Source organism: Halorubrum alkaliphilum (assembly GCF_017873815.1).
In the GTDB taxonomy this organism is placed as follows: Archaea; Halobacteriota; Halobacteria; order Halobacteriales; family Haloferacaceae; genus Halorubrum; species Halorubrum alkaliphilum.
The window spans coordinates 55,652-72,745 of sequence record NZ_JAGGKQ010000008.1; the positions used below are offsets into that span (position 1 = coordinate 55,652).

Genomic DNA, 17,094 nt, shown 5'->3' on the forward strand with positions numbered 1-17,094 from the left:
ACCCGGGAACGTCCGCGCCCGCAACCCGCAGGCTTTTGAGCGATCCGCGCGAACCGGCGCGCATGAAGGAGTCGCTGATGGACGTGATCTGCTGTCCGCTCGACAAGGGAGACCTCGAACTCGACGTCGACGAACGCGACGGCGAGGAGATACTGGAGGGGACGCTCACGTGTACCGAGTGTGGCGAGACCTACCCGATCGAGGATGGGATCCCGAACCTCCTCCCGCCCGATATGCGCGAGGAGGAAGAGAACGGGGAGGCGGCGGCCTGAACCGGGATCGAGAACTCGGTCGGCCCCGCGGTCTCGAACGGCGAGTGAACCCCCCGGATGGAGTGAATCTTTTTCAGATCAGGGTGTGAGAGACCACACGTGGCGACTCTCGAAGTCGAACTGAACGGGGACGAGGTCCACGCCATCGAGGGACCCGACCGGTTCACGACGACGAAGCCGTTCTCCATCGAGCTGGCGAACCTCGGCCGATCGACGCACGTTCACCTCCACTTCGACGACGATCTGGACCGCGTCACGTCGATAGACGAGGTGAACCACTTCGTCGAGGACGAGGCCGTCAAGCGGGTCCACGTCTCGAAGCGGGACGTCGACGAGCCCGTTCGCGGGAAACTCAAGGTCGTGACGGGTTACGGATCGAACTCGACGTACGTCGACGTGCGGATCGAACCGTCGGTCGAGACGGCCCCGGACGAGGTCGTGGTCGACGAGCGGCTCTCGAAGCCGCCCGAGCGGACGCCGTCTCCCCCGGCCTCCCGGCGGTTCGCGGACGCACTTGAACGCGCGATCGAGCGCGGCGGGGTCACCGCGCTCGTTTTCGCGTTCCTCGCCGTCGGGCTTGGCGTCGCGGTCGCGTTCGCGGTCGACAGCGTTCTGGTGTTCCTCGTCGTCGGCGTGGTACTCACCGTAACGATCGCGGTCACGTTGCTCGCGCTGTGGTGAGCGACATCGGCGTGCCGGGGCCGGCGGACGCGGGCGAACCGGATCCGCGCGCTTTTAAGCGTCCCGGCGGAACGAACGGGCATGAGCTTCGAGAAGGAAGACGAGGTCGTCCTCCACGACAAACACAGCGAGTACGACGGCGAGTCCGGGCAGATCACGCAGGTGATGGAGACGATGTTCGGCGACGCGACCTACACCGTCAGCTTCGAGGACGGACAGGAGACCGGCGTCCCTGAGGGCTCGCTCGAGGCCGTCGAGGACGAGGAATAACCCCGTTTTTCAGCGCCCGTAATGCCCGAAGTTCCGTTTCATTACGTCGATCTCCGGACGTTCTCGTACGCGACCGAGGACGAGAAGCGCGTCGAGGACGCGCTCCGCTCGCTGCTCCCCGAGGACGCCGAGATCGACCGCATGGAGAACGTCGGCCATCACGGCGACCGGATCGTCGTGTTGTCCGCGCGGATCGAGGTCGCTGACGGGATGCGACACGTGCTCGACCGTCTCTCCGAACTCGACGATCTCGACCGCGTGCTCGCCGAGCTCGACCAGCGGGTGGACGACAACTGCGCGCTGTTCATGCGGCTCGACAAACAGGCGGCGTTCCGCGGCGACGTCGTGCTCGGCCCGGGGATCACCGTCCGGGCGAAAGTCGAGGCCTATCCGGCGAAGAAGGCGGCAGCGGTCGAGAACGCTCGTGAGACCCTTGAACGGTTAGCCGACGACGGGAACGAGAACTAGTCACGGCCGTCACTCGGTGCCGGGATCGTCACTCGTCGCCGAGGCGGTCCGTGTCGATGCTCGTCCCCGGTGGCGTGACGACGAGAAACCCGCGGAAATGCATTAACTCGCCGCCCATGTCTCGTATCTCGCGTGCGAAGCCGGCGGCGAGTTCGTTGAGGTCGCCGTCGATGGACAACAGCAGCGTGTTGCCGTAGTCGACGCTGCGGATCCACGTCTCGGGATCGGTCGTCCCGTCCAGTACGCCGAGGACGACGTCGCCGCTGTCGGCGAACGCCTCGTCCATCTGCTCTTCGGCGTCCCGCAGGTCGAGGTCCCAGTCGCTCATACCCGAGAGTCGCCACACGCCGGCAAAAGCGTTCGGGGCTCGTCGAGTCATCGGTCTCCGGACCTCGGTGTGATTAAGTGTCCGCCACCCCGACTGACGGGCATGAACCATACGCGACGCGCCCTGCTCGCGGGCGTCGCCGCCGGCGGCGTCGTCGGCGCGGCCGGCTGTCTCGGCGAGGACGGACCCGACACGGATGACACCGGGGAGTACGACTGCGATCTGGACGAGCCCGTCGTGCCGGACCCCGAGTTCCGTGCGGTCATCGGTGACCCCGACGCCGACGTGGTCGTTCAGGCGTACGAGGACTTCACCTGTCCCGGATGTGCGCAGTTCAAACTCCAACAGTTCCCCGCGATCCGCGAGGAGTACATCGATCCCGGCACCGTCCGCTACGAGCACTGGGACTTCCCGATTCCGTCCGACGAGGAGTGGGCGTACGCGGTCGCCAGCGCGGCTCGCGGGGTCGGCGTCCGCGAGGGCGGCGAGGCGTTCTTCGCGTTCGCCTCGACGATCTACGAGTCACAGGAGGAGTACAACTTGGAGGCGATCGGATCGGCGGCCGAGACCGCCGGCGACGACCCGTGTGCCGCCATGGCCGATGCCCTCCACGAGAGCGCTCGGTCCGCCATTGAGGACGACAGGGAGGCAGGCAGCGCTCGCGGCGTCAACGCGACGCCGACCGTAGTCGTCAACGGCCAGGCGGTCGCCGAGCCGACGGCCGAGGCAGTCGGAAACGCGATCGACGCCGAACGCTGACGACCGAGGACGCGACTCTCCGCCTCTGACCAGCCGACTACCCCTGAACGCCCCCGACCGCTCCGAACGCCGCTCTTTTTTATGGCCGGGGTCTCGGATGGATCGATGACATCGGGCGACCGTGAGGACCGACGGCGGCTGGGAGCCGTGGTGCTCGCGGTGCTGATCTCACAGGTTCTGCTGTATCCCGGCGTCCCGACCCTCGTGACGGCGCTCGGCGCGCCCTCCGGGATCGACGCCGGCACTGCGTTCCTCGTGGCGGAGTTCGCCGCGTTCGTCGCGTTCGCGGTCGTGTGGGGGGCCGCAAGCGACGCGCTCGGTCGCCGGGTCCCGTTGGTGGTCGTCGGCGCGTTCGGCGGCGCGCTCTCGTACGTCGCGCTCGCCGCGGTCCCCCGACTCGGGCTCGGGTTCGAGGCCGCGCTCGCGATTCGGGTCGGCGGCGGCGCGCTCACCATCGGCGCGTTCTCGCTCGCGATCACGATGCTGATGGACCTCCGCGGCGGCAACGGCCGGAACATGGGAACCGCCGGGCTGGCGATCGGTCTCGGCGCGGCTGTCGGCTCCGTAATCGGCGGCGTCCTCGCCGATCTTGACGTCTTCTATCCCGTCTACGCCGGGGCGGCGGTGCTCGCGCTCTCGGGCGTCCTCGCCGCGACCGTCGACGATCGGACGGGAGTCGACGATGGGGACCTCCACGGGGACGTTGATCGCGCACCCGATATCGGGTTCCGGGACGTGCTCGCGCGAGCACGCGAGACGCCCGCACTGCTCGTTCCGTTCGCGTTCGGTTTCGTCGACCGACTCACGGCCGGGTTCTTCGCGCTCGTTGGCGTCTACTACTTCCAGGATCCGGAGACGTTCGGCCTCTCGGCGGCCGGCGCGGGGGCGACCCTCGCGCTGTTTTTCGTCCCGTTCGCGCTCCTTCAGGCACCGCTCGGAACGCTGTCGGACCGGATCGGCCGGTTCTACCCGGTCGTGATCGGATCGCTCGCGTACGGGATCGTAACGATCGGCGTCGGCGTCGCACCGATATATCCGATCGCCGCGGGCCTGATGGTGCTCGTCGGGGTCTGTGGCGCGCTGATGGCCCCGGCGACGATGGCGCTCGTCACGGACCTGGTCGACCCCGAGGCACGCGGCGCGGCGATGGGGCTGTTCAACGTGTTCGGCTCGCTCGGCTTCCTGACCGGGTTTCTCGTCGGCGGCGCGACGACGGACGCGTTCGGCTACACGACCGCGTTTCTCGCGGTCGGCGGACTCGAACTCGCCATTGCGCTGACGTTGCTGCCGGCGGTCCGTGCGGTCGCGCCGCGGTTGGACGGGAGCGTGCGGACGGCGACGGGCGAGTGAGTGGCCTTCCGGGAGCGAGACGGCGACTGAGCGGTCCGCCACGGGCGACGCGGAGTCGATTCTTTTTACCGGTGGCGCGCCCTCCGTTCGAACGACCAATGGATCTACTGGTCGTCGGCGCTGGCGAGATCGGCCGCTGGGTGGCTGACACCCTGACAGCCGACGGCTCCCCGGTCGACGCGACCGTGACGTTCACCGACAGGGACCTCGCGGTCGCCGAGGACGCCGCGGCCGCGCGAGACGCCGCGGTCGTCCCCGCGGACGGCGACACGACTCACGACGCGGTCTGTCTCGCGGTTCCGATGTCGGTCGTTCCCGAGGCGGTCGCGGCGTACGCTCCCCGAGCCAGCCGAGCGATCTTCGACGTCTCCGGCGAGATGACCGACGCAGTCGCGGCGATGCGCGAGCACGCTGGCGAGCTCGAACGCGCCAGCTACCACCCGCTGTTCGCCCCGCCGCGGGTACCCGGTAACGTCGCCGTCGCGGTCGACGAACCCGGCGAGACCGTGGAAGCGGTGTCGGCGGCGATCGAGGCCGGCGGCAACGAGGTGTTCGAGACGACGCCGACGGAACACGACGAAGCGATGGAGACGGTTCAGGCGGGAGCCCACGCGGCGGTTCTGGCGTGGCGGCTCGCCGGCGAGGACGTTCGCGAGGAGTTTCATACGCCCGTGTCGGCCGCGCTGGAGGGGGTTGCCGACACCGTGACCGAAGGGGCACCCGGCGTGTACGCCGAGATCCAGCACGCCTTCGACGGCGCGGACGACGTAGCCGACGCCGCGAGAGCGATCTCCGACGCCGACGCGGAGGGGTTTGCGGACCTCTACGAGGCGGCACGCGGCGACCGGGACCCCCGCGAGCGACACGACTGACGACCTCCCCGCAACCACCTCCGAAGACGAGCGACACACACCATGATCGACAGAACGGCGGTCCGAAACACCGCCAACTACCTGCGAAACGTTCGCCCCATCGACCCCGAGGAGATATCCGAGTACATCGAGGGGGTGCCACATCCCGGCGTCGTCCGTGAGACGCTCCGCGAGGAGGCGTTCGACCTCCGGCTCCGCGAGCGCGAGGACGGAACCTTCGTTCCCGTCGACGACGGGCCGGTGGCGACTCCCGGCTGGAGCCCGACCGAGTTCCCCGAGTCGTACGCGTTCGTGGTCGAGGACCTGCTCCTCGAGGAGTTCGGCGCGGACTGGCACGCCGGGGAGTCCGGCGACCGGCTGCGGGCGACGCTCCGCGATCTCAAGACCGACTATCTCTACGGCAACGATGTCGACTACGACCGGATCGCCGCGCTCGCGTACGCAACATACCACCTCCCCGACTACTACGCGACGATCGGCTACGTCCTCGACGACCTGGTCGAGAACGGCCTGCTCGACCGAACGCCCCGCGTCCTTGATGTCGGCGCTGGCGTCGGCGGTCCCGCCCTCGGGCTCCACGACTACCTCCCCGAGGACGCGGTCGTCGAGTACCACGCGGTCGAGCCGAGCGCGGCCGCCGACGTGCTCGACCGCCTGCTCGCCGAGACAGGCCGGAACTTCCGTACGACGGTGCACCGGACGACCGCGGAGTCGCTGTTCGGGATACCGGGCGTCGGCGCGACCGCCGAAACCGACGCGACCGCTGAAACCGACGCGGGCGGCACGGCGATGCGAGCCGCGGATCGAGGTGCCCCGGTCCTCGACGAGCCGTTCGATCTCGTCGTCTTCGGCAACGTCCTCTCCGAGCTCGACGACCCCGTCGCGGTGGTCGAGGCCGGAATCGACGCGCTGGCCGACGACGGAAGCGTCGTCGCGCTCGCACCGGCCGACCGCGAGACGGCCATCGGGCTCCGCCAAGTCGAGCGCGCGGTCGCCCCGCCCGGAAGCGGGGCGGACGTCTACTCGCCCGAGCTCCGACTATGGCCCGATGTCGCGCCGACCGATCGCGGCTGGTCGTTCGACGTCCGCGAGGACCTCAACGTACCACCGTTCCAGCGCCGGCTCGACGAGGCGGCAAGCAGGGGGACCGACGACGAACCGGGAGAGTTCCACAACGTCGACGTCCAGTTCGCCTACTCGATCCTCCGGACGGACGGGGAGCGCCGGGTCGACATCCGGGCGAGCGAGGACCGCTGTGCTCGGATGGCCGACTCTGAGTCGCACGTCACCGACCGTGTGAACCTGCTCGCAGTGAAACTGGGTCACGACCTTAGCGAGGGGGACAACGCGGTGTACCGCGTTGGCGACGGCTCACAGTCGATCGACCACTACCTCGTGAACACCCGCGAGACGACGCTCAACCGCGATCTCCGCGAGGCCGGATACGGCGCGGTCCTGTTCGTCGAGAACGGACTCGTCCTCTGGAACGAGGACGAGGGCGCGTACAACGTCGTGGTCGACGACGAGACGGTCGTCGACCTCGTGGCTCCCTAACTGTACTCCTCTCACGAGACCGACCGGAGGTCGACCCGCCGAGCAATGACGATCCCGACGAGTGCGAGCGGGACTCCGACCGTGAGGAGGTACGGTGCGGCGTACGCGGCACCGACAACCGCGGCTCGCAGCGCGGTCCCGACGCCGCTTACGGATTCGAGAAAGGCCGACGAGACGCCGGTTTCGTACCACGCTTCGGGCTCTGTTTCCGGCGGCTCCTCGGAGAGCTCGACGTGGATCGTTGCCAGCGCGACACGCTCTTCGAGCGAGTCGAGTTGCGTGTCCAGTCGCTCGACTTCCGACTGGACGTCGGCGAGTTCGGACTGGACCGCGAGCACGTCCTCCGTGGTGTTCGCCTCCTCGTAGAGGGTACGAAGCCGGTCGCGCTCCGCTTCGCGGTTCTCGAGTCTCGCCTCCAAGTCGGCGAGCTGCTCGCCGACGTCCTCGCTTTCGGTCGCGGAACGCTCCACCTCACCGAGCGCTTCGAGGTCGGCCATCGCGGCGTCGAACTCGTCGCTCGGAACCCGCAAGACGAGCTCGCCGGAGACGTACTCCCGTTCGTTGCGCTCGCGCGTCTCGCGTGCGCCCTCGCTCACGAACCCGTCGTACGACTCGACGATCTCGCGAGCCTCCTCGTCGGCGTCGGCGAACTCCTCGACTGTCACGCGAAGCTCGCCGGTTCGTATCAGCTGTCGCTCGGCCGCGAGCGCAGCCCGCTCGCCCTCGTCCGCACCCGCCGCCGTGAAGCTCGCTTCGAGGTTCGACTCGTCGCCGACTCCCGAGTCGAGTTCGTCGTCGGCCGCGACATCGTCTTCGATACCCCCGGTCGTCTCGACGTCTCCCGGTGCGCCATCGTCGCCGTCGCCGAGGCCGGCACAGCCTGCGAGGGCGACCATCGACGCCAGCGCAACGACGATGAGTAGTCGTTTGGTGTCCATACGCGGCGGAAACGGCCCGGTAGCACGTAAACGGACCTAAGGAACAAACGGTCGTTTGTCCCTCGACTCGGGACGCTTCGATCGGTTCACTTCCCGTCGTCTCGTCCCGTCTCGTCCGTGCCGGCCCCGTCGGTCCGCGTTTCGGTTTCGAGTTCGTCGAGGATCGGCCGGTACTTGAGCTGTATCTCGTCCCACTCCCGGTCGGGGTCCGAGTCGGCGACGATCCCCACGCCCGCGAACAGGGTTGCCCGCCGCCTGCTCGCGACCGCCGAGCGGATCGCGACCGCGAACGCGCCGTTGCCGGCGGCGTCGATCCAGCCGACGGGCGCCGCGTACCAGCCGCGGTCGAACGGCTCCGTCTCGTGGATCGTTTCGAGCGCGCGCTCGGGCGGGAGTCCACCGACCGCCGGCGTCGGATGGAGCGCCTCGACCAGTTCGAGGACGTGTCTGTCCGCGTTCAGCTCCGCGGTGATCGGCGTATGGAGGTGTTGGACGGTGGCGAGCCGCCGGACGCGCCGTGCTCCTGCCGACACCGACGCCGCGTACGGCTCCAACTGCTCGCGAACCGTCTCGGCGACGAGCTCGTGTTCGTGGACGTTCTTCTCGTCGTCGAGCAGCTCCTCGGCGAGCCACTCGTCCTCCGCGGGCGTCTCGCCGCGTCCGGTCGTCCCCGCGAGCGCGTCCGTTTCGACGGTCCGCCCGCGCAACGAGACCAGCCGTTCCGGAGTCGCGCCGAAGAAGACGCTCGACCCGTCGTCGGGCTCGAAACAGTAGCGGTGACAGTCGGGGTACTTCGCCGCCAGCCGCTCTATCGTGGCCGCACGCGGGAAGTCGGCTTCGAGGTCGGCCTCCAGCGCCTGTGCCAACACCACCTTTCGCAAGTTGCCGCCGCGGATCCGGTCGATCGCCGCGGAGACGCTCCCGCGCCACGCCTCGCGGCTCGTGGTCCGACGTTGCTCGCGGATCCCCGGCCGTGACGGTCGTGACGGCTGTGGCGACCGATCCCCCTCCTCAGGACGGTCGTCTCCGAGTTCAGCGAGACGCTTCCGCTCTCGTTCGAGTCGGTCCTCGACGGTCACCGCCGACGCGTCGTCGCCGACGGCGGTCACCGTGAGCCACGAGCCGTTGTCCGCGACGGTGATCTGGACGCTCGGTAACACGAACCGCGCCTCGGGAAACGAGGACCACGGGTCGCCGGCACACGCCCCTTCATGAAAGGCGAACCCCCCGAACACGCGCGGGCGAGCGGCCTCGGTGCCGGCGTGGACGTCTCCGGAGGAGAACAGCTCCTCCGCCGCCGTGCGGATCGCGGCGAACCGATCGGGACCGCTCGCCGTCAGCGTCGCGGCCGACCCGCCGCCGATCACGAGGGCGTCGTCGGGGGCGCTCCACGTTGTCCGCGGCGACGGGAGCGCGTCGAACGCCGCCGCGAACGGCGGATCGTCGATCGCCGTCGTGCGGCTGACGAGCGTCGCGGACGACGTCGATCGCGCCGAGTCCATTGAAAAGCGATCGGGCCCGGGGCCTCTTAAGGGTGTCAACTTCGCGGGCCGTTCGTCATGTCGGTTCCGGCCCGCCGCGTTCTCAGCTGTACCGCTCCTCGTTCCACGGGTTCGCCGTGTCGCTGTAGCCGCGTTTCTCCCAGTACCCCAGTTCGCGCTCCGTGAGGAACTCGACGCCGGAGACCCACTTCGCGCCCTTATATGCGTACTTATGTGGAGTGACGACACGGATCGGGCCGCCGTGGTCAGCCGGGAGGTCGTCGCCGTCGTAGCCGTACGCGAACATGACGCCGTCGTGGAGACAGTCCTCTAGGGGGAGGTTGGTGGTGTAGCCGTCGAGCGCGTGAAAGAGGACGTGTTCGGCGTTGTCGCGGACTGCCGCGCGCTCGACTATCTCCGCGAACTCGACGCCGGTGAACGCACAGTCGAGTTTGCTCCACCCGGTCACACAGTGGAAGTCCTGCCGCTGCGTGACCGAGGGAAGCGCGCGAACCTCCGCAAGCGAAAGCGAGAGCGGGTTCTCGACCGCTCCCCACGCCTCGAACCGCTCGTTGTCGGGGTCCCACGAGGGCGTTCCGCTCTTCGAGAGTACGGGGAATCGGTCGGTTTCTCGCTGTCCCGGGGGAAGGCGGTCGTCGCCGTACGCCTCGTAGAGATCGGTGAGGTCCTCGACGGCGGAGCCGTCAGCGCCGGTGGCGTCCTCGCCCGACTTCCCGCCGGTGGCGTCCTCGCCGACCGCGTCGGTTCCGGTCTCGGTCATACGCTACGTTCGATCCGGAGGAACGTATCCTTACCGTTCTCCGGTAGACCACCCGACGAGACGTTTAGAAACAAACAATCATGCGTGTTTATATAGAAGAATTATTTTTTGTATCGGCATTCTCAGTTCGCTTTTCGCTGATCTCCGACGCTACATTTATATGCGGCATCCGATTAGACCCGCACAGCAAATGCCACGAGTGGAGATAACCGTACCGGAACACCTGGAAATGCAAATAACACAGATGGTAGAGAAGGGCGAGTTCCTCAATCGCGAGGAGGCGGTCGAGGAACTGCTTTCGACCGGAATCAAGGCATATAAAACGAGCGGACCGATGGACGACGAGGACTCCGGCGGATTCGAGGACGAGGGGATGATGGGCCACGAGGACGAGTACGTCTTTTAAGTCGGCTTACGGGAACCCCTCGTCGGTTCGTGCCGGCGGCTCGCGTCCACCGCCGATAGCGATCGATCCGTGCGTGTCACCCTCAACAACGTTTAAACCGGCTAGGGCCCGTATTCACCGTTATGCACAAGGACGAGCTACTCGAGCTACACGAACAGATGGTCACAATCATGGAGCACTTCCGGAGCCAGGAAACCGTCGACGGCTCGCTGTTTGATCCGTACGACGAACTCGACGTCGACCCCTCACACGTTCACAAATCCAAAAGCGAGCACAAACACGCCGTCTTCGTGCTCGGCAACGCCCTCGCAAACGCAATGAGCGAGGACGAGTTCTCTCCCGCCGGCCGCGTCGGCAAGCGGATGGAGGAGCTGGCGAAGGACGCCGAGAACAAGATCTGACGGGCTCCGCTGACCCGCGAATTGATATGTGACCGGTCGCTGTGTACCGTATGGTCGTCGGAGCGCTCTCGTCCGATACGGCCCATCTAGCGCTCGTCGGAGCGCTCGTGCTCGCCTCGGTCGCCGCTATTTATAAACTCGACCGCCCGTCCGGCTCGTGGGGGCGACGGCTCCGGTCGCGGTTCCTGTTCGGCGTCCCGTGGGGAACGCTCGTCGCCGTCGCGTTCGTCGTCGTCGTGTACCTCCTCGTTCAGGGCGGCCTCGAAAACCCCGATCGACCGGTCGTGATCCCGTTTCGCGCGTGGTCGTACTTCTATCCCGAGGGCGTCCTCTGGTCCGGGTTCGCCCATTCGAGCCGTAGTCACATCACCGGGAACCTCCTTTCGACGCTCGTCGCGGGCACGCTCGCGGAGTACGCCTATGGCCACTATCCACGAACACGCGGCGAATCGTCGTTCCGATCGCTCCGAACGAACCCGTACGTCCGGGCGTTCCTCATCGTCCCTGGCGCGATTCTGACGTTCGGTCTCGTCTCCTCGCTGTTCGCACTTGGCCCCGTGATCGGCTTTTCGGGCGTCGTCTTCGCGCTCTGGGGGTTCGCGCTCGTTCACTACCCGATCGGAACGATCGCCGCGCTGACGGGGTCGACGCTCGTGAGCGTCGTTCACTCGACGATCCGGAGCCCGATCGAGTTTGCGGAGGCGAGCGCTTCCTACGGCGCGCCGAGTTGGGCGAACATCGCCGTCCAAGGCCACGCCCTCGGGCTGCTCGCTGGGATCCTCGTCGCGGTGTTGCTCGTTCGTCGGCGGCGGACGGGCGACGATACGACGCCACACACCACCGCCATCGTCGTCTTCGGCGCGGTGCTGCTGTTCGGCGCGTCACGTCGTCTCTGGGCCGTGTACTGGTATCTCGGGAACGACCAGTACGAGCTGTACCGGGCGATCGGACTCGCGCTGCTCGTCCTCCTCGCACTGATCGTCGCGGCCGCGGTCGCGGGCCGCGAGGAGCCGTTCCGGCCGGCCGCCGCCGTCCCGGATCCCGAGACCCTCCGCGGGAGCGTCGCGTCGGCAACGCCAGCTGCGGTCGGTCTGTTGCTGCTGGTCTGTGCGCTGGCGGTCGTTGCCGGGCCGGGAGTTCTCCCCAACCTCGTCACGGTCGACGAGGGCGACGCACCCGGTGACCCGATCGAGGTCGAGGGGTATCAGGTGACCTATGCGGAGAACGTCGAGGACCGAATGGTGAGCGTCGTCGACGTGGAGGCGTTCGGCCGCTCCACATCGGTGCGGACCTCGGGGGTGATCGTGTCGAACCCGGACAGACAGATCTGGACCACGGCCGTCTCGCGCGGGAACCTCGCGTTCTGGGGCTATCGGAGCGTCGACGTGGGCGGAACGGGGTGGCGTGAGACCGTTCAGGTACAGCGGAGCGGCTGGGTCGCTGCCGGCGGCGGACCGACCTACCGCGTCGACGGCGTCCACGACGGCACTCGGTCGACGCTGTTCGTGAGCGATCCGGTCGACGCCGAGCCGCGGCTCGACGGACGGACCGTCGCCGTCGCGGCCGTCGAGGGGGGCTTCGAGCTCCGTGTTGAGCACGACGGCAGCACGGAGACCGCGGCGATCCCCGGCTCTGACGAGTCGGTGACGCTGCAGGGAGTGGCGTTCGTCCGGGAGGACCGCCGGATCTACGCCGAGCGCGGCGACTCGCGGGTACGAGTCGCGAACCAAGAACGCTACGAGGGACGCCAGTAGGCTACGACCACTCGATCCTGTAGACCTCGACGTCGACGTCGCGGGAGTCGGCAGTGTGGTGGTCGAACTGCGCATCGACGGCGAAGTCGGCCGCGAAGGCGTGCGTCACTGTCCCGCCGTTGTCGGCAGCGAACGACTCCACGAACTCCCGACTCCCGGCGTTGTGGACGGAGTAGGACACCGACGCGATCTCGCTCGCGGTCGCGAGGAAGGCGCGGTCGGCGTTTCGGTTGCCGTCCTGCGCGCCGAACGGGGGGTTCATCACGACCGTGACCGGGTCCGGGAACGCCACCGGTGGACGGGTCGCGTCCCCCTGTATCCAGTGAATCGGCGCGCTCGCGGCGACGCGCCGCTCGTTCTCGGTCGCGGTTAGCACCGCGTCGCGGTCGAGTTCGAGTCCGACCACGCGAGCGGGGCCGCGGAGGGCGGCGGCGAGCGCGAACATCCCCGTTCCGGCACCCAGATCGAGGACGGTCCGTCCGTCGACGTCCCCGTGGAGATCCGCGAGATGAACGACGTGGGCCGCGAGATCCGGCGGCGTCGGGTACTGTTCGAGCGCCGCTTGCGGGTTCTCGAACCCGACGACGACGCCCAGCTTGGTCGCGAGCGAGCGCTTCGTCGCCATCGCCTCAGGCGGCCGCGTCGTCGGTTCGGACGAGTTCGACGCCCTCGCGTCGGGCGCGCTCGGCGAGCGCGGCGAGCGTCGGTTCGACCGTCTCGGGGTCGGCGACCTCGCCGACGCTGATCTCGATACGGCCGGCTCCGAGGAAGGCGGCAGTGCGAACGAGCTCTCTGAGCCGATCGGCTTCCTCCTGGGTCGCGAGCGAGCAGTCGTCGGCGAAACAGGCGTCGACCGCCAGCGTCGCCGGATGATATCCCCGGGCGGCGAGACCGGACTTCAGGTCTCGGAGCCGTTCAGGAGCGGTGCTTTCGAGGTCGTCGGCGTCGATCACGATGGGGTCGATCTCCGCCGGACGACAGCCGTCCAGCGCCGCATCGATTCCAGCCGGCTTCGTCGTGCTCATACCAGTCATAGTTTAGGGTTATACAAAAGGTTTTATAAATGCTTGATAGTAATATCATCTGACGGAACGAGTCCGGTCGATCTGCGGCAGTCGGCCGAGTCGATCCGGACCGAACCGCTCGCCATCACGATCCGCTCAAAGCCTGCTTCCAAGGGTATACAACGGTTTCACGCCGATCCGTCGGTTTCCTGTGTCCTATCCGAATTCGTACATTCACGCCAAGGTTTAAATACACCTATGACCAGAAATCTTATAATGGAACGTCCGAGCAGACAGCGTCAGCAGGAGCGAGACACTGAGCGGGAATCGGACGAGAACGCGGTCGAGTGTCCGGAGTGTGGGTCGGACGAGATAGTCACCGACGCGGATCAGGAACTGGTTTGTGAGGACTGTGGCCTCGTGTTGGACGAACGGACGATCGATCGCGGACCGGAGTGGCGCGCGTTCAACCACTCCGAGCGGCAGTCGAAGTCCCGCGTCGGCGCACCGATCACGGAGACGATGCACGACAAGGGGCTAACGACGACGATCGACTGGAAGGACAAGGACGCTTACGGTCGGTCACTCTCCTCCGAGAAGCGCTCACAGATGCACCGGCTGCGCAAGTGGCAGGAGCGGATCCGGACGAAGGACGCGGGCGAGCGGAACCTCCAGTTCGCGCTCTCGGAGATCGACCGAATGGCGAGCGCGCTGGGCGTCCCCCGCTCGGTCCGCGAGGTCGCCTCCGTGATCTACCGACGCGCGCTCTCCGAGGACCTGATCCGCGGACGATCAATCGAGGGCGTCTCCACCGCCGCCCTGTACGCCGCCTGCCGACAGGAGGGAATCCCCCGATCGCTCGACGAGGTCGCGGAGGTCTCACGGGTCCCGCAGAAGGAGATCGGTCGCACGTATCGCTACATCTCTCAGGAACTCGGCTTGGAGCTCAAGCCGGTCGATCCGAAACAGTTCGTTCCCAGGTTCGCCTCCTCCCTCGAATTGAGCGAGGAGGTTCAGTCGAAGGCGACCGAAATAATCGACGTCTCCGCCGAACAGGGACTGCTCTCGGGGAAGTCGCCGACGGGGTTCGCCGCCGCCGCGATCTACGCCGCCTCACTGCTCTGTAACGAGAAGAAGACCCAACGCGAGGTCGCCGATGTCGCACAGGTGACCGAAGTCACCATCCGCAACCGGTATCAGGAGCAGATCGAAGCGATGGGCTTTCGCTGACGTCGTCGGGATCGGGTTTTTAACCGATGCCGGGCGTATCGCCGATCGATATGTACGACGAGATCCTCGTTCCGACCGACGGGAGTCCCGCGTCGGACGCCGCGATCGAACACGCGATCGACCTCGCGGCGCAGTACGGTGCTCGTCTCCACGCACTCTACGTGGTCGACGGGGCGGCCTACTCGACGCTGGAAGCCGGCTCGGAGATCGTCGTCGAGGCGCTCCGGTCGGAGGGTGAAACGGCCACCCAGCGAGTCGCTGACGCGGCCGCGGACGCCGGGATCGACACTACCACGACGGTGACGACCGGGACCGCCTATCAGTCTATCCGCGACTACGTCGCCGAGAACGGGATCGACATGATCGTGATGGGCACACACGGTCGGAAGGGGCTCGACCGGTATCTGCTCGGAAGCGTCACCGAACGCGTCGTCAGAACCGCGGACGTCCCCGTACTCACCGTTCGCCAGCCGACGGATGAGTGACCATCGACCGTCGTCGGCGACGGGGGTGTAACCGTGCGGGACTGGCTCTCCCACCGCGTCGTCTCCTCGCCGGACGACGTCGCACTGGTTCGCGCGGAGGACGGAGAGGCGTGGTCGTACTCGGATCTCGACCGACTCGTCGCCGAGACCGCCGGTCGACTCGTGGCCCACGGGATCGGTCCGGGCGATCGAGTGGGCGTTCTCACGCCGCCGTACGTCGGAACCGTCGGACTGATCCACGCCGCGATGCGGATCGGCGCGACGTTCGTCCCGCTGGGCGAGCGGCTCACCCCGCGCGAACTCGGTGAACGGGTCGATCGCGCGGACCTCTCGGCGGTCATCTGTTCGGAGTCAACCGAGTCGGACGCGCTCGCGGCCGTCGATGATGTCCCGGTGTGCTCGGTGGACGAGCCGGCAGCCGACGCGGTCGAAGCCGTTCACGATGTGGAGCCGGAACCGGTCGAACCGGCGGAGTGGTCGTTCGACGACCGGCTCTGTATCCTGTTTACCTCCGGCACCACCGGTGAGCCGAAACCGGTCCCGTTGACCGCCGGCAACGTCTACTCGTCGGCGGTCGCCTCCGCGTTCCGGCTCGGGATCGACCCCGACGATCGGTGGCTGGTCTCGCTCGCGCTCCACCACATGGGCGGGCTCGCGCCGGTGTATCGGTCCGCGCTCTACGGGACGACCGTCGTCCTCCGCGAGGGGTTCGACCCGGGTGGAACCGCCGACGACATCAACAGGTACGACGTGACCGGAGTCTCGCTCGTCCCGACGATGCTCACCCGAATGCTCGACAGGCGCGGCACCCTCTCCGACTCACTCCGGGTGGTGTTGCTCGGCGGTGCGCCCGCCCCGGACGAACTGATCGAGCGCTGCCGTGACTACTCGATCCCCGTCTATCCGACCTACGGGATGACCGAGGCGGCCTCACAGGTCGCGACCGCGACGCCGCGAGCGACGAAAAAGCGGACAGACACCGTCGGTCGACCGCTGTTCGGGACGGACGTGACCGTCGTCGACGAGGACGGCGCTCCGGTTCCGGCGGGCGAGACGGGAGAGATAGTCGTCGACGGCCCGACGATCACGCCCGGATACATGGGGGTGGACGACCCGACGGCGGCGTTCGGTCCCTACGGACTCCACACCGGCGATATCGGTCGGATCGACGAGGAGGGGTACCTCTACGTTCTCAACCGGCTCGACGACCGGATCATCTCCGGTGGCGAGAACGTCGAACCCGGCGAGGTCTCCGACGTGCTCCGCGCGTATCCCGGCGTCGACGATGTCGCCGTCGTCGGCCTCGACGACGAGGTGTGGGGTGAGCGCGTGGCAGCGCTCGTGGCGGTGGACGGGGCCGAACTCTCGGCCGAGACCGAACCAGATCCCGCCGACGAACTGCCCGCTACGGAGGAGGGGGTATCCGGAGACGACGCGAAACCCGAAGGAGGCGTGAACCCCGGAAACGAAACGGAGGAAGCACCCGCGTCAGCCGAGGTAACGACCCCCGGCGACGCCATCGACGACGTGGAACTCATGTCGTTCGTCAGGGACCGTCTGGCGAGGTTCAAGATACCCCGAACGATCGCCTACACGGACGAGCTCCCCCGAACCGTTTCGGGAACGATAGACCGCGATGTCGTCCGTGAACGCCTCGTCGAGACGGGGTACGAGCCGCGTGACGGGTTCGGCGCTGCCGGATTCGAGCCCGCCGATCCGAAGCCCACGAGTCGAACGGAAGCCGGTGGAGACGACGTCGAACCGGCGGGAGACGAGTCGGCGGGCGACGGACCGGCAAGAGCGGGCGGAACCGGCACGGCGGACGCCGCGAACGGCCCCGACGAAACGGAGTCGATCGGGCCACGAACCGACCTCACGGCGGAGGTACTGGACGGCGAGGAAGCCGATCCGACGTCGACGGAGAGTGATCCGACGCCGACGGAGAGTGATCCGACGCCGACGGAGAGTGATCCGACGTCGACTGACGACGACCGCGACGGCGACTCCGTGGACGACGCGTCCGCGGCCGACTCCGGGACCCAGTGATCACGACCGTTCCG

General features: G+C 67.5%; 20 protein-coding genes. 14 read left to right on the plus strand and 6 right to left on the minus strand.

All coding sequences use genetic code 11. The annotated features are described in order from the left end of the window. The first annotated feature begins 62 nt into the window (after positions 1-62). From J2751_RS07360 to J2751_RS07375, 4 genes are all read left to right on the plus strand, one after another. A complete protein-coding gene (locus tag J2751_RS07360; protein WP_209484668.1) occupies positions 63-272 on the plus strand; it encodes a methytransferase partner Trm112 in 210 nt (69 codons plus the stop codon). A gap of 99 nt (positions 273-371) precedes the next feature. Next, positions 372-953 (plus strand): DUF7524 family protein, encoded by a 582-nt coding sequence (locus J2751_RS07365; RefSeq protein ID WP_209484670.1) that lies wholly within the window; start codon positions 372-374, stop codon positions 951-953. Positions 954-1,034: 81 nt separating this feature from the next. Then, positions 1,035-1,223 carry a DUF1918 domain-containing protein gene (locus J2751_RS07370; RefSeq protein ID WP_209484672.1) on the plus strand — a complete coding sequence of 63 codons (189 nt, stop codon included), beginning with the start codon at positions 1,035-1,037 and terminating at the stop codon, positions 1,221-1,223. 21 nt (positions 1,224-1,244) lie between these two features. Continuing rightward, positions 1,245-1,691: an RNA-binding protein gene (locus J2751_RS07375; protein WP_209484674.1), complete on the plus strand. Its 447-nt coding sequence runs from the start codon at positions 1,245-1,247 to the stop codon at positions 1,689-1,691. Between the two features lie 28 nt (positions 1,692-1,719). Here J2751_RS07375 and J2751_RS07380 read toward each other — a convergent pair whose 3' ends face one another. Further along, positions 1,720-2,019: a DUF5779 family protein gene (locus J2751_RS07380; RefSeq protein ID WP_209484676.1), complete on the minus strand. Its 300-nt coding sequence runs from the start codon at positions 2,017-2,019 to the stop codon at positions 1,720-1,722. Between the two features lie 102 nt (positions 2,020-2,121). On the opposite strand from J2751_RS07380, the gene J2751_RS07385 reads away from it, so the two are divergent. The 4 genes from J2751_RS07385 to J2751_RS07400 all read left to right on the plus strand — a co-directional run bounded on the left by J2751_RS07385 (position 2,122) and on the right by J2751_RS07400 (position 6,554). After that, positions 2,122-2,778: a thioredoxin domain-containing protein gene (locus J2751_RS07385; RefSeq protein ID WP_209484679.1), complete on the plus strand. Its 657-nt coding sequence runs from the start codon at positions 2,122-2,124 to the stop codon at positions 2,776-2,778. 105 nt (positions 2,779-2,883) lie between these two features. Beyond that, positions 2,884-4,128: an MFS transporter gene (locus tag J2751_RS07390; protein WP_209484681.1), complete on the plus strand. Its 1,245-nt coding sequence runs from the start codon at positions 2,884-2,886 to the stop codon at positions 4,126-4,128. A gap of 98 nt (positions 4,129-4,226) precedes the next feature. Continuing rightward, positions 4,227-5,000 (plus strand): prephenate dehydrogenase/arogenate dehydrogenase family protein, encoded by a 774-nt coding sequence (locus J2751_RS07395; RefSeq protein ID WP_209484683.1) that lies wholly within the window; start codon positions 4,227-4,229, stop codon positions 4,998-5,000. Between the two features lie 42 nt (positions 5,001-5,042). After that, positions 5,043-6,554, plus strand: coding sequence for a small ribosomal subunit Rsm22 family protein (locus J2751_RS07400; RefSeq protein ID WP_209484685.1), 1,512 nt, complete (start codon positions 5,043-5,045; stop codon positions 6,552-6,554). Between the two features lie 11 nt (positions 6,555-6,565). Here the strand turns inward: J2751_RS07400 and J2751_RS07405 are convergent, their stop codons facing one another. From J2751_RS07405 to J2751_RS07415, 3 genes are all read right to left on the minus strand, one after another. After that, a complete protein-coding gene (locus J2751_RS07405) occupies positions 6,566-7,492 on the minus strand; it encodes a DUF4349 domain-containing protein (protein ID WP_209484687.1) in 927 nt (308 codons plus the stop codon). An 86-nt stretch (positions 7,493-7,578) separates the two neighbouring features. After that, on the minus strand, positions 7,579-8,994 hold the full coding sequence (locus tag J2751_RS07410; protein WP_209484690.1) for an isochorismate synthase: 1,416 nt from the start codon (positions 8,992-8,994) through the stop codon (positions 7,579-7,581). Positions 8,995-9,076: 82 nt separating this feature from the next. After that, positions 9,077-9,754, minus strand: a complete 678-nt coding sequence (locus J2751_RS07415) for a sulfite oxidase-like oxidoreductase (RefSeq protein ID WP_209484692.1) — start codon at positions 9,752-9,754, stop codon at positions 9,077-9,079. A 190-nt stretch (positions 9,755-9,944) separates the two neighbouring features. On the opposite strand from J2751_RS07415, the gene J2751_RS07420 reads away from it, so the two are divergent. From J2751_RS07420 to J2751_RS07430, 3 genes are all read left to right on the plus strand, one after another. Continuing rightward, positions 9,945-10,160 carry a ribbon-helix-helix domain-containing protein gene (locus tag J2751_RS07420; RefSeq protein ID WP_209484694.1) on the plus strand — a complete coding sequence of 72 codons (216 nt, stop codon included), beginning with the start codon at positions 9,945-9,947 and terminating at the stop codon, positions 10,158-10,160. A gap of 122 nt (positions 10,161-10,282) precedes the next feature. Continuing rightward, complete coding sequence (locus J2751_RS07425) at positions 10,283-10,561, plus strand: UPF0058 family protein (protein WP_209484696.1); 279 nt, start codon at positions 10,283-10,285, stop codon at positions 10,559-10,561. A gap of 50 nt (positions 10,562-10,611) precedes the next feature. Further along, positions 10,612-12,315: a rhomboid family intramembrane serine protease gene (locus J2751_RS07430; RefSeq protein WP_209484698.1), complete on the plus strand. Its 1,704-nt coding sequence runs from the start codon at positions 10,612-10,614 to the stop codon at positions 12,313-12,315. 1 nt (position 12,316) lies between these two features. Here J2751_RS07430 and J2751_RS07435 read toward each other — a convergent pair whose 3' ends face one another. Continuing rightward, positions 12,317-12,940, minus strand: a complete 624-nt coding sequence (locus J2751_RS07435; protein ID WP_209484700.1) for an METTL5 family protein — start codon at positions 12,938-12,940, stop codon at positions 12,317-12,319. A 4-nt stretch (positions 12,941-12,944) separates the two neighbouring features. Continuing rightward, positions 12,945-13,340, minus strand: coding sequence for a hypothetical protein (locus J2751_RS07440; protein ID WP_209484702.1), 396 nt, complete (start codon positions 13,338-13,340; stop codon positions 12,945-12,947). 255 nt (positions 13,341-13,595) lie between these two features. Between J2751_RS07440 and J2751_RS07445 the strand changes: the two genes are divergently transcribed. The 3 genes from J2751_RS07445 to menE are packed head-to-tail and all read left to right on the plus strand — an operon-like array spanning position 13,596 to position 17,080. Then, positions 13,596-14,549 carry a transcription initiation factor IIB gene (locus tag J2751_RS07445; protein ID WP_209484704.1) on the plus strand — a complete coding sequence of 318 codons (954 nt, stop codon included), beginning with the start codon at positions 13,596-13,598 and terminating at the stop codon, positions 14,547-14,549. 50 nt (positions 14,550-14,599) lie between these two features. Next, complete coding sequence (locus tag J2751_RS07450) at positions 14,600-15,034, plus strand: universal stress protein (RefSeq protein WP_209484706.1); 435 nt, start codon at positions 14,600-14,602, stop codon at positions 15,032-15,034. Positions 15,035-15,067: 33 nt separating this feature from the next. Beyond that, positions 15,068-17,080, plus strand: coding sequence for an o-succinylbenzoate--CoA ligase (menE, locus tag J2751_RS07455; RefSeq protein ID WP_209484708.1), 2,013 nt, complete (start codon positions 15,068-15,070; stop codon positions 17,078-17,080). The last annotated feature ends 14 nt before the right edge of the window (positions 17,081-17,094 follow it).

Excerpts from the sequence above, each read along its gene's own strand:
- J2751_RS07360 (WP_209484668.1), top strand. The coding sequence starts at position 63 with ATGAAGGAGTCGCTGATGGACGTGATCTGCTGTCCGCTCGACAAGGGA.
- J2751_RS07370 (WP_209484672.1), top strand. The coding sequence starts at position 1,035 with ATGAGCTTCGAGAAGGAAGACGAGGTCGTCCTCCACGACAAACACAGC.
- J2751_RS07375 (WP_209484674.1), top strand. The coding sequence starts at position 1,245 with ATGCCCGAAGTTCCGTTTCATTACGTCGATCTCCGGACGTTCTCGTAC.
- J2751_RS07380 (WP_209484676.1), bottom strand. The coding sequence starts at position 2,019 with ATGAGCGACTGGGACCTCGACCTGCGGGACGCCGAAGAGCAGATGGAC.
- J2751_RS07385 (WP_209484679.1), top strand. The coding sequence starts at position 2,122 with ATGAACCATACGCGACGCGCCCTGCTCGCGGGCGTCGCCGCCGGCGGC.
- J2751_RS07390 (WP_209484681.1), top strand. The coding sequence starts at position 2,884 with ATGACATCGGGCGACCGTGAGGACCGACGGCGGCTGGGAGCCGTGGTG.
- J2751_RS07395 (WP_209484683.1), top strand. The coding sequence starts at position 4,227 with ATGGATCTACTGGTCGTCGGCGCTGGCGAGATCGGCCGCTGGGTGGCT.
- J2751_RS07400 (WP_209484685.1), top strand. The coding sequence starts at position 5,043 with ATGATCGACAGAACGGCGGTCCGAAACACCGCCAACTACCTGCGAAAC.
- J2751_RS07405 (WP_209484687.1), bottom strand. The coding sequence starts at position 7,492 with ATGGACACCAAACGACTACTCATCGTCGTTGCGCTGGCGTCGATGGTC.
- J2751_RS07410 (WP_209484690.1), bottom strand. The coding sequence starts at position 8,994 with ATGGACTCGGCGCGATCGACGTCGTCCGCGACGCTCGTCAGCCGCACG.
- J2751_RS07415 (WP_209484692.1), bottom strand. The coding sequence starts at position 9,754 with ATGACCGAGACCGGAACCGACGCGGTCGGCGAGGACGCCACCGGCGGG.
- J2751_RS07420 (WP_209484694.1), top strand. The coding sequence starts at position 9,945 with ATGCCACGAGTGGAGATAACCGTACCGGAACACCTGGAAATGCAAATA.
- J2751_RS07425 (WP_209484696.1), top strand. The coding sequence starts at position 10,283 with ATGCACAAGGACGAGCTACTCGAGCTACACGAACAGATGGTCACAATC.
- J2751_RS07430 (WP_209484698.1), top strand. The coding sequence starts at position 10,612 with ATGGTCGTCGGAGCGCTCTCGTCCGATACGGCCCATCTAGCGCTCGTC.
- J2751_RS07435 (WP_209484700.1), bottom strand. The coding sequence starts at position 12,940 with ATGGCGACGAAGCGCTCGCTCGCGACCAAGCTGGGCGTCGTCGTCGGG.
- J2751_RS07440 (WP_209484702.1), bottom strand. The coding sequence starts at position 13,340 with ATGAGCACGACGAAGCCGGCTGGAATCGATGCGGCGCTGGACGGCTGT.
- J2751_RS07445 (WP_209484704.1), top strand. The coding sequence starts at position 13,596 with ATGGAACGTCCGAGCAGACAGCGTCAGCAGGAGCGAGACACTGAGCGG.
- J2751_RS07450 (WP_209484706.1), top strand. The coding sequence starts at position 14,600 with ATGTACGACGAGATCCTCGTTCCGACCGACGGGAGTCCCGCGTCGGAC.